Below are 10,865 nucleotides of genomic sequence, written 5' to 3'. Positions count from 1 at the left end.
AGAACCAGAAGAGTTGGAGACAACCCCAGAAGTACCAACTACAGAAGTAGAACCAGAAGAGTTGGAGACAACCCCAGAAGTACCAACTACAGAAGTAGAACCAAAAGAGTTGGAGACAACCCCCGAAGTACCAACTACAGAAGTAGAACCAGAAGAGTTGGAGACAATCTTCGAGTTGCCAAGTAAAGAAGTAGAACCAGAAGAGTTGGAGACAATCTTCGAGTTGCCAAGTAAAGAAGTAGAACCAGAAGACTTGGAGACAATCTTCGAGTTGCCAAGTAAAGAAGTAGAACTAGAAGAGTTAGATACAACCTTCGAGTTACCAACTACTAAAACTCAACCACCTCCAGTAAAAACTTTGCCAGAAATAGTTGAATAACCTGAATAATGAGCGAGATATGAGATATCTACCAAACCAACTTATAGAGTTTGTAGTAGGGCTTTAGCCCAATCAATCTTTAAAGTCCACATAATAACCTGGAGTATTTTCTAGATGTTTTGGACTAAAGTCCAACTACGAACCTTATTTTTCAAAAGCAGCAAAAAGCGATCGCCACAAAATCACCTTCTGGAGATAAACTAGTCCTACACCAAATCAAGGTTATGGTGTAGGATTTATCTTGATAATCATTTTTTTGGTCAACTAACAACAGATAGACTATACTGAGATAGTTATCAACAGAGCAAAGTTCTAGCTTACTAGTCGTTGAAATTAGACAACAACTCAAGATGAGTGCATTTAAAAAAACTTATGTGTTAAAACTTTACGTGGCTGGTAATACTCCTAACTCAGTAAGAGCACTCAAAATGCTCAAAAATATTTTAGAACAGGAATTCCAAGGGGTTTACGCCCTTAAAGTGATTGATGTTCTCAAAAATCCTCAACTTGCTGAGGAAGATAAAATTTTAGCCACACCTACATTAGCCAAAATTTTACCACCTCCAGTGCGTAAAATCATCGGCGACCTCTCTGATAGAGAGAGAGTTTTAATTGGCTTAGATCTTCTCTATGAAGAAATTAGTGAAAGAGACTTTCAGATGTAGAAATATATTTCTTATCTAAATAAGTCAACAAGTATAAGTCAATAAATTTTTAATAAATCAATATATATTCTCACCTTTTGTATAATCACCAGATGAATCAACCCAATAATGGACAACAAGAAGAAATAGTTAGCAAAGGAGTCCGCAAGCTCCGAACCATGATTGAAGGCTTTGATGAAATTAGTCATGGTGGAATGCCCGTGGGTAGAACTACCTTAATTAGTGGTACTTCTGGGACTGGAAAAACATTGTTTGCCATTCAGTTTCTCTATCATGGAATTAAATACTTTGATTATCCAGGGCTATTTGTTACTTTTGAAGAATCTCCTCAAGATATCATTCAGAATGCCTGGAGTTTTGGTTGGAACTTAGAACAACTCATTGAAGAGGGTAAATTATTTATTTTAGATGCTTCTCCAGACCCAGAAGGTCAAGAAGTGGTGGGAAATTTTGACTTATCTGCTTTGATAGAGAGAATACAATACGCCATTCGTAAGTATAAAGCGAGACTAGTATCAATCGATTCAGTAACAGCAGTCTTTCAACAGTACGATCCTGCCTCAGTAGTCAGAAGAGAAATTTTTCGTCTAGTAGCTAGATTAAAACAACTAGGCGTTACTTCAATTATGACCACAGAAAGGATAGAGGAATATGGTTTAGTAGCCCGTTATGGTGTAGAAGAATTTGTTTCCGATAATGTGGTGATTGTTCGTAATGTATTAGAGGGAGAACGTCGGCGCCGGACGGCGGAGATTTTAAAACTAAGGGGTACAACTCACATGAAGGGAGAATATCCCTTTACAATTACCAAAGATGGTATTAATATCTTCCCTCTAGGGGCAATGCGACTAACTCAGCGTTCTTCTAATGTACGGATTTCTTCCGGTATTAAAACCTTAGATGAGATGTGTGGTGGAGGTTTCTTCAAAGATTCTATTATTTTAGCTACAGGTGCCACCGGAACGGGAAAAACTCTCCTAGTGAGTAAATTTTTACAAGAAGGTTGTACTCAACAAGAAAGGGCCATTTTATTCGCCTATGAAGAATCAAGAGCGCAATTATCTCGTAATGCCTATTCTTGGGGTATAAACTTTGAAGAAATGGAGAAAAAAGGTTTACTCAAGTTGATATGTTGTTATCCCGAATCAGCAGGTTTAGAAGACCATCTACAAATGATTAAATCTGAGATTGCAGAATTTAAACCCTCAAGAATTGCGATAGATTCCCTTTCGGCAATGGCTAGAGGAGTGACTAACAATGCTTTTAGACAGTTTGTGATTGGGGTAACAGGTTACGCTAAACAGGAAGAAATAACAGGTTTTTTCACTAATACAACTGACCAATTTATGGGAGCCCATTCAATTACAGAATCTCATATTTCTACTATTACTGATACTATTATTATGCTTCAATATGTAGAAATTCGTGGGGAAATGTCTAGAGCCCTTAATGTTTTCAAAATGCGTGGGTCTTGGCATGATAAAGGCATTCGAGAATATACTATTAGTGAAGGTGGACCTGAGATTAAAGATTCTTTTCGTAATTATGAGGGAATTATTAGTGGTTCTCCTAGTAAAATTACCGTAGATGAGAAAACAGAGTTATCGCGTATAGTTCAAGGTGTTCGTGATAAGTCTAATGATGAGTAAGTTTATTTGTCGTCTATGAAAGAGTTAATTTTACCGGAAGCAGCCACTACCCAAAAATTAGGTATTTGTTTAGCTAAACTTTTGCCGAGTAATAGTGTAGTGCTGCTTGAAGGAGAATTAGGTGCAGGTAAAACTACTCTAGTGCAGGGTATGGGAATTGGACTAAATATATCTGAAATGATAGTTAGTCCAACTTTTACATTAATTAATGAATATCTGTCGGGAGATATGCCTCTTTATCATTTAGATTTATATAGGTTACAATCACAAGAGGTTGAACAGATATATCCAGAAACTTACTGGGAAGGTATAGAAGTAACTCCAGGTCTCACGGTAATTGAATGGGCAGAATTATTAACTTATTTACCGGATAATTATCTCAGGATTAAATTAAAAATAGATACTAATTCAAGCCGGAGGGTAAGTATTGAACAGTTTGGCGATTTCAAAATAGATGAAGAGAGGCTTAATTTTAGATGCTAAAATAGGGGAAGAGATTTTAGATAACCTCTCTATCTCACGACTCAGGGGAATTGCTATAAGATTTTCAGTGTGAAAAAATGGAGAATAGGTAACGGAGAATTAAAATTTACCTGACTTGCTTGGAAATTGCTATATTAAATATAGAAAGGAATTGAAATAATCGTTACATTATCAGCGAATATCTTTTTCTCTTGTCCTCTTTGTATTTACAATAAATTAATCATGAGTCCCAAAAAACTCTCTGATTCTGACCAAAAAGAAATTATTGAACTTTATCGAAACACTTCAGAAACCAGCGCTACTTTAGCTCAGCGCTATAAGGTTAGTAATTCTACTATAAGTAGATTTTTGAAAAGTTCTTTTTCACCAGAGGAATACGAAAGCTTAATTCAATACAAACGTTTAGCTTCTCGCAATTCCTCTAAGACTACTCCAAAAGCATCAGAATCTTCTCAGGAAAGTAAATTCTCTGAAAGTGAAAAGGACTTTGACAAAGATATTCCTACGGTAGAAATAAAACCAGAAATAAAACCAGAAATAAAACCAGAAATAAAACCAGAAGTACAATCAGAAGTAGAATCAGAACCTAAATCGGAAAATCCCGAAAATATCCCCCCTCCAGCCGTATCTACTGACGATACTCCTACCTCCAAGGTTAAAAATTCTTTCGATAAACCCATACTAGATACTAAGAGACCTGAAACTACCCCAGAAAAAGCGGAAAATTTAGTTGAGATGATTACTATAAAAGAAATGCTTGGGGAAGATTTAGATAACTTAGACGACGATTACTATGTTGATGACATAGATGATGATGAATGGGAAGAAAATACAAGTGAAGTGCAACCGCATGTTTTAGGTAATTTTGAGCACTGTGAAGAAGTAGAGATTATACCTTTGGCAGAAGCTTATTTGCCGAAAGTTTGTTATGTGGTTATTGATCGCTTTGGAGAATTAATAACCCGTCCTCTTCAGGAATTTGCCGATTTAGGTAGTATTCCAGAAGAAGAGATAGAGCACGTCACTCTGCCCATTTTTGATAATCAAAAAGTAGCACGTCGTTTTTCTAATCGTTCTCAGCGAGTAATTAAAGTACCCGATAGTATCTTGTTCAAAAAAACATGTATCTATCTCAAGGCAAAGGGAATTACTCGCCTCTTAATCGATGGTCAAATTTATTCTTGTTAAGAAGTGAATTTTTCTGCACAACGGACAAACATTTCCACTCCCATCGCTAAAGCAGTTTCATCAAAGTCAAAACGAGGATGATGATGAGGATAGGCCAAGTCTTTACTAGGATTCGCTGAACCTAAAAAGAAATAACAACCAGGTACTTCTTGTAAAAAGAAAGACATATCTTCTCCTCCCATAGTTTGACATTCAGGAGCAACACCTATAGGTGTTTCTACTACATCGAGGGCCACGGAGTTAACTAGTGCAGCGATCGCTTGATCGTTAATCACGGGAGGATATAAACGCCAGTAATTTAGGTCATACTGGGCACCATGGGCTTGACAAATCCCTTTAATAATAGCCTCCATTCTCTGGGAGAAGAAACCTTCGTAGGCGGGGTTAAAATAGCGCACTGTACCGCTCAGTTTTGCCGTATCAGCGATCACATTGTGTGCTTGTCCTGCATGAAATTCTCCCACAGTTAAAACCGCACTATCAATCGGGTTAACATTTCTAGAGACAATTGTTTGTAAAGCATTAACAATTTGAGCACCAACCAGGACAGAATCTATGGTTTGTTCTGGCATGGCACCATGGCCACCCCTTCCGAGGATAGTACATTCAAAACATTCTACAGCGGCCATCATCGCACCACTACGCACTCCGACAGTGCCTAGGGGAAGACGATTCCACAAATGTAAGCCAATAATGGCATCTACTTGAGGATTAAGGAGAACACCCGCTTCAATCATAGGTTCAGCACCGCCTAAGCCTTCTTCTGCGGGTTGAAAGATGATTTTGATGGTTCCTGCTAAATTATGACGGTGTTGAGAGAGATAGTAAGCGGTACCAAGGGCGATCGCTGTATGTCCATCATGTCCACAGGCGTGCATTATACCATCGTGTAGAGAGCGATATTCTACCTGGTTTTGTTCTTGAATAGGTAAAGCATCCATATCAGCACGAAAAGCTAATACAGGGCCTGGTTTTGCTCCCGTAATAGTAGCGACTATCCCAGTTTTAGCAATTTGAGTTTGATGTTCTATTCCCCACTCTGTGAGCTTTTTTGCCACAAACTGAGAGGTAAGATGTTCTTGGAAGCCTAATTCAGGTCTTTGATGCAGTTGACGTCGCCATTGTACTAATGAGGGTTGTAAACTTCTAATTTCTAGACGAATTTGTGATAAATTAGCTTGAGGATTCTCGGCTATTGAAAAAACCATATTTTTATAAGTAAGATATGCTCTTCCATTTTATAAAAATTTACTTAAAAATATTGAAATAAAGTTATGTATTCCCAAAGAAAAATTTTTCAATTGGAAACCCTAAGCAAAGCAATTACTCTATCTCCTAGTGATTGGCGCCCCTTAGTTTTTACCAATGGTTGTTTTGACCTTTTACACGTGGGTCACGTACGATACCTAAAAGTTGCCAAATCTTTGGGAAAAAGTTTGATTGTGGGGATAAATAGTGATGAATCTGTAGCCAAACTCAAACCAGCTCCCCCTAACTTACCCAAACGGCCAATTATTCCTGCTGACCAAAGGGCAGAAATTATCGCTTCTCTAGAAGTAGTAGACGCCGTAGTAATTTTTTCAGAAACCACCGCCAATAAACTAATTAGCGCTCTCCAACCAGAAATTTATGCTAAAGGTGGAGATTATAATCTATCAACTTTACCAGAAGTACCAATTGTGCAAACCTATGGGGGTAAAATTAAACTAGTCGAAGTAGAAATTCCCACTTCTACTACGGCAATTATTAAGCGAATTTTAACAGAAACAGCTTAATAACCTGCAATTCATCAAATCTTTAGTAGTAATATTTTACAATTATTTCATGAGCGATACTAATACCGTCTCATTTTCAGATCAAAGTCAAAATCCCACACCCTTGACTAACAACTTGGCACAGGAGTCTACCAAAACACAACTTTTGTTGATTCCTCAGTTGCTTAATGGCGGCGCCGAAGGTTGGTCAATATTAACAGATTTTTTGACCGCGGAATGCACTCATCCGCAAGGGGAACAGATTACCCAGAATCAATCAATCACAGCCAATCCAGTAACTGGCAAAATTTATCAATCTTTAGTCAATCTTGATACACCAGAAGCAAAGGCATTACTATCAACTTATTTTCCCCAAGGCATTATTTCCCTCTCATCAGAAAGTAACATCGACTATCAAGAATTACAACAGCTACTTATCAAGGGAAACTTTCAAGCCGCAGATACTCTCACTCGACAAAAAATGTGTGAAATAGCCGGTGAAGCTGCTGTAGCAAGAAAGTGGGTATACTTTACGGAAGTACAACAGTTTCCCCTCAGTGATTTACGTATCTTAGATCAGTTATGGTGGATATTTAGTGAAGGTAAATTTGGCTTTGGAGTCCAAAGAAAAATTTGGCTTTCTGTTGGTCGAGATTTTGTTAAACTTTGGCCAAAAATAGGCTGGAAAAATGGCAATGAATGGACTCGCTATCCCAATGGTTTTACTTGGGATTTAACGGCGCCTGTCGGTCATTTACCTTTGTTAAATCAAATCAGAGGAGTTAGAGTTATCGACTCTTTGTTTGCCCATCCTGTTTGGCAGGAAAAATAAAAGATTCATGCTTTAGGTGCAAAAAATTTAGCTAGATCCCCCGCGCATCCCCCTTACAAAGCTATCCTTGATAAGGAACGATGAAACCCTTGTATAGCAAGGGATAGGGGGGCAGGGGAGCACCGGAGCAGGGAGCAGGGAGAGAAATTTTAAGTAAAATTACTTAATTTTCTGATTCAATGTATATTGCTATACATTATTTTCTTAAACAAAATCTAAAAAAGCACAAATACACAAGTTACGGTTTTTGTCAAGTTTTGTGTTAAGAAAGATGTTGATAAAGGATAGCAGCATTGATGAGGGTATTTACTCATTACTTATTACTTCAAAACTCATTACTCAAAAGGGCGATCGCAACCTGCCTGTGGTGGGATTAGATCTTGCTTATTTTCCAATCTTTACTAAGTAAAAGATTGTTACATACGTATGAAAGAAATTTGTAGCTGTGATATAGTTCTAAAAGATACTAATTAAGTTTCATAATACTTACATTGAAATTAGGAAGAATAAACCGTGGAACCTAATCAAAAACCCCAAGCCGGAACCCGTAAACTGGCTTCTGGAGGGTTAGCTGGTGCAGTAGCAACTATTGTAATTTGGTTGATAGAAACAACTACAAAGGTGAAAATTCCACCAGAAATATCTGTGGCGATCGGCACTGTAGTAACTTCTATCTTTTTTTATTACACTCCCGAAGTATACTATCAGAATGTAATAAATAGTAAAGAGCAAAGAAATGATAGTAATATGAATAAAATCAGTTCCATTATTCTAGTTATAACTCTTGTAGGGACAGTTCTATTTAGTGTTTTTGGCAGTAACCAGGCATTGGCACAAACTACTAATTCTCTAGAAGTAGCTACCTATAATGTAGAATCCCCACGTCCTGATGATCGCTTGCAAGAAACAATTCCTGAAGTAGTAGGTCGTAATATAAGTAGTCTAGCAGGTCCAGATATTTGGGGACTTTCAGAAGTTCCTGACGATAATGCAGCAGAAGTCTATAGACAAGCAGCAACTTATCCGGGATCAGAATTTGAATATATTTTAGGGACAGGAGGTAGTGGTAGTGATGACCTATTAGCTATACTCTACAACACTAAGCGCTTAGAATTAGTTGAACCAGCTAGAGAATTAACTATAGAAGTAGGCGGTAGCCGTCCTCCTCTGGTAGCTCACTTTCGCTTACAAGACGACGGCACTGAGTTACTAGCTGTAGCTAATCACTTTAATCGTGGCGATACAAACCTCCGTAATCAACAAGCAAGAAATTTACGTAGATGGATTGAGGAAGAGTCTCTACCTGTAATCGCCCTAGGCGATTTTAATATGGATTATAGTGTAGATACTACTATACGTCGTAGCTCTAGTTGCCGTGGTTCTATCGAAGAAGGAAACGAAGCTTTTGAAATTTTTACTAGTTCTCCAGTTATTACCTGGATTAGACCTTCCTGTTTAGCTGATGGTACCTGTCCTCCTGAAGGTACAGGTTGTTTTTTACCTTGTTTTAACAGTATCCTTGACTTTGTTTTTATTGGTGGCAGTAATGCTAGTAATTGGACGGGTACATCTGATATTGCCTTTAAGAATATAAGTAATTTCTGTGAAAATGATCCTCTAGGTGATAGCGACCATCGTCCAGTACTTGCTACCTTGACCTTCCCCCGAGGAGAGAACACTTCAGGGGGTGGAGATAGTGGTGATGGTTCAATAATTGTTCCCGGTAACGATGGAGTGAAAATTACACAACTATTTCCTAATCCTGTAGGAGGTAGCGAAACAGAATTAGAAAGCGAAACCGTAACAATAACTAACTTCGGTGACACTACTGTTAACCTTGATGGTTGGGTACTACGCGATCGCGCCTCAGCTATTTGGTCTCTCTTTGGCACTTTGCAGCCTCAGCAAAGAATAGAATTCCGTCGCAACGGCCAACCCATGGCTCTTAATAATAGTGGTGATACTGTAGAATTAATTAATTCTGCTGGTGAAGTGGTTGATGTAGTTACATATCTTGCTACTACTGAAGGAGAAGCAATTATTTTCTCTACCCCCACCAATCCTGATATAACACCCCCAGATGATTTAGATGATACTGATTTAACCATACCAGAGGACTCCAATGGTATATTTATCAATATCTTACCGGGAGAAGAGGGAGAGGAATTAATCAATAACCTCAATCAACAATATCGTGGAGAGACTCTAGGATATAGACAAGCTAGAGACTTACTCTATGGTCAAATTGATAACTTCAATGGAATAGTTAGTGGTATCTATACCAACTATGAAGTAAGAGTTAATCCTAATTTGTCTGAGTCACCACGGCAACAGGCTTTTCTTGACGGTAAGGGTATTAATGCAGAGCATGTTTGGCCCCAAAGTCAAGGTGCTACAGGTATGGCTAAAAGTGATTTACATATTCTTTTCCCAGCCCGTGTTGAAGTTAATAGTTGTCGAAGTAATAATCCTTTTGATGAAATTATCGACAGCCAAACTCGAAGTTGGTATCGTGATGGGGATAAACAAACAACAGTACCAACTAGCTTTATTGATGAGTATAGTGAGTGTAACGGCGATCGCTTTGAACCTCAAGAAAACAAAAAGGGTGACGTAGCAAGAGCCATGTTTTACTTCTATACCATCTATCCCAATCAAGCTGAAAGGGGCTTTTTTGAAGGACAAAGAGAGCATCTGTGTGAGTGGCATCTCTTAGACCCCGCTGATGCCATAGATGTAAATCGCAGTCAAGCTATTGAGAAGGTCCAAGGTAATCAAAATCCTTTTGTCCTTGATCCTACTTTGGCATCGAGAACCTATTGTAGATAGATAGATAAATCTAGGCTATACAATAAAAGCGATCGCCTTAAAATTTTGGCGATCGCTGTTTTTTGGACTAAATGCCATACATAAAAAATTGGTCTAGCCGAAGCTATAATGTTTTCTGATATCAGAAGTAATCTTCCAAGTACAAGATAAACCCGCCGGAAAAGTAACTAAATCACCTTTACTTAGAGTAACTGTTTCTCCAGCATCAGTAGTTACAGTTACTTCTCCAGCCAAGATATAGCAAGTTTCGGTACTATCATAAGTCCAAGGAAATTCTGATACTTCTTTGGACCAAATTGGCCAATTGAAAACCGCTAGTTGTTCTAGTTTGGCAGTACTAGGTTGCTTTTCTATTTGAATTTCTGTGGTTTTTTGCCTAGCCATAAATTATACTTCGATTTAGTTTAGGTACATTTTTAAGCATAAATTAATTTGCTTTGAATGGTCACAAACATCTTAAAGGTAATATAATTTCCTCTTTTATAACTCTATATATTTTTAAGTTACTCATTAACTAGGATTCTCCTTCAGATATAAATCGCGTACTCAAAGCAATTGCCAGAATTGATAGGGGAATTATCATAACTTTCCATTGAATATCACTAATAGTTGCGGCTTCTAAGATGCGTTTGACAAATACCACTGTCAAAAGAACTAGCAGTAATTCTAGTAAACTCTTTTTAATTGAACCAAGATTTTTAATTTTCAACCACTGGGGAATCTCTACAATTTCTTCTTTAAAGTTAATAAACAGTACATAAATACCATAGGCAAAAGAGATAAACGCCAAACCAATGAGAAAATCATCTAAGGCTTCTAGTAGTCGCAGAGTGGCTTCTTCAGTCACACCTATAGGCATAGTGTTTGTGGCTCTTTGAAAAGCGATCGCAAAGGCGGTGATGGTTTCTTTTATCCCCAATAATAGCATTAGTAATGAAGCGGCTAGAGAAGCCACAACTGGAATTGCGCTAATCCATCTTATGAGAGAAAGGGTTTTTAAAGCTACTGGCAATTTTTTTTTAGACTTTAGGTCATCTTCATTTTTTACATTCATAACTTATTTTCTCATCAAAGTTGGTTATGGCG

12 protein-coding genes are annotated in these 10,865 nt (G+C 37.8%); 8 read left to right on the top strand and 4 right to left on the bottom strand.

All coding sequences use genetic code 11. The features are described 5' to 3' along the window. Nucleotides 1-379: hypothetical protein (locus MW688_RS16150; protein ID WP_486737037.1), on the top strand; the 379-nt coding region annotated here is incomplete at its 5' end. Nucleotides 380-530: 151 nt separating this feature from the next. Here MW688_RS16150 and MW688_RS16145 read toward each other — a convergent pair. Next, complete coding sequence (locus MW688_RS16145; protein WP_486737036.1) at nucleotides 531-728, bottom strand: hypothetical protein; 198 nt, start codon at nucleotides 726-728, stop codon at nucleotides 531-533. Between the two features lies 1 nt (nucleotide 729). On the opposite strand from MW688_RS16145, the gene kaiB reads away from it, so the two are divergent. From kaiB to MW688_RS16125, 4 genes are all read left to right on the top strand, one after another. Beyond that, nucleotides 730-1,044 (top strand): circadian clock protein KaiB, encoded by a 315-nt coding sequence (gene kaiB / locus MW688_RS16140; protein WP_486737035.1) that lies wholly within the window; start codon nucleotides 730-732, stop codon nucleotides 1,042-1,044. Between the two features lie 92 nt (nucleotides 1,045-1,136). Further along, complete coding sequence (gene kaiC / locus MW688_RS16135) at nucleotides 1,137-2,693, top strand: circadian clock protein KaiC (RefSeq protein ID WP_486737034.1); 1,557 nt, start codon at nucleotides 1,137-1,139, stop codon at nucleotides 2,691-2,693. A gap of 15 nt (nucleotides 2,694-2,708) precedes the next feature. Next, complete coding sequence (gene tsaE / locus MW688_RS16130; RefSeq protein WP_486737033.1) at nucleotides 2,709-3,176, top strand: tRNA (adenosine(37)-N6)-threonylcarbamoyltransferase complex ATPase subunit type 1 TsaE; 468 nt, start codon at nucleotides 2,709-2,711, stop codon at nucleotides 3,174-3,176. Between the two features lie 222 nt (nucleotides 3,177-3,398). Beyond that, complete coding sequence (locus MW688_RS16125; protein WP_486737032.1) at nucleotides 3,399-4,364, top strand: transposase; 966 nt, start codon at nucleotides 3,399-3,401, stop codon at nucleotides 4,362-4,364. On the opposite strand, the gene MW688_RS16120 is transcribed toward MW688_RS16125, so the two are convergent. Continuing rightward, nucleotides 4,361-5,572: a M20 family metallopeptidase gene (locus MW688_RS16120; RefSeq protein WP_486737031.1), complete on the bottom strand. Its 1,212-nt coding sequence runs from the start codon at nucleotides 5,570-5,572 to the stop codon at nucleotides 4,361-4,363. The two genes, MW688_RS16125 and MW688_RS16120, sit on opposite strands and share 4 nt — an antisense overlap. 93 nt (nucleotides 5,573-5,665) lie before the next feature. Between MW688_RS16120 and MW688_RS16115 the strand changes: the two genes are divergently transcribed. From MW688_RS16115 to MW688_RS16105, 3 genes are all read left to right on the top strand, one after another. Beyond that, complete coding sequence (locus tag MW688_RS16115; RefSeq protein WP_486737030.1) at nucleotides 5,666-6,139, top strand: adenylyltransferase/cytidyltransferase family protein; 474 nt, start codon at nucleotides 5,666-5,668, stop codon at nucleotides 6,137-6,139. A 49-nt stretch (nucleotides 6,140-6,188) separates the two neighbouring features. Next, nucleotides 6,189-6,950 carry a GUN4 N-terminal ARM-like repeat domain-containing protein gene (locus MW688_RS16110; protein ID WP_486737029.1) on the top strand — a complete coding sequence of 254 codons (762 nt, stop codon included), beginning with the start codon at nucleotides 6,189-6,191 and terminating at the stop codon, nucleotides 6,948-6,950. Between the two features lie 513 nt (nucleotides 6,951-7,463). Continuing rightward, a complete protein-coding gene (locus MW688_RS16105) occupies nucleotides 7,464-9,779 on the top strand; it encodes an endonuclease (protein ID WP_486737028.1) in 2,316 nt (771 codons plus the stop codon). Between the two features lie 93 nt (nucleotides 9,780-9,872). On the opposite strand, the gene MW688_RS16100 is transcribed toward MW688_RS16105, so the two are convergent. Both MW688_RS16100 and MW688_RS16095 read right to left on the bottom strand, forming a co-directional pair. Beyond that, nucleotides 9,873-10,163, bottom strand: a complete 291-nt coding sequence (locus MW688_RS16100; RefSeq protein WP_486737027.1) for a cupin domain-containing protein — start codon at nucleotides 10,161-10,163, stop codon at nucleotides 9,873-9,875. 130 nt (nucleotides 10,164-10,293) lie between these two features. After that, a complete protein-coding gene (locus tag MW688_RS16095) occupies nucleotides 10,294-10,833 on the bottom strand; it encodes a YqhA family protein (RefSeq protein ID WP_486737026.1) in 540 nt (179 codons plus the stop codon). Nucleotides 10,834-10,865: the final 32 nt, after the last annotated feature.

This window comes from Johannesbaptistia floridana, from assembly GCF_057440575.1.
This window is presented reverse-complemented; position numbering and strand designations above follow the sequence as displayed.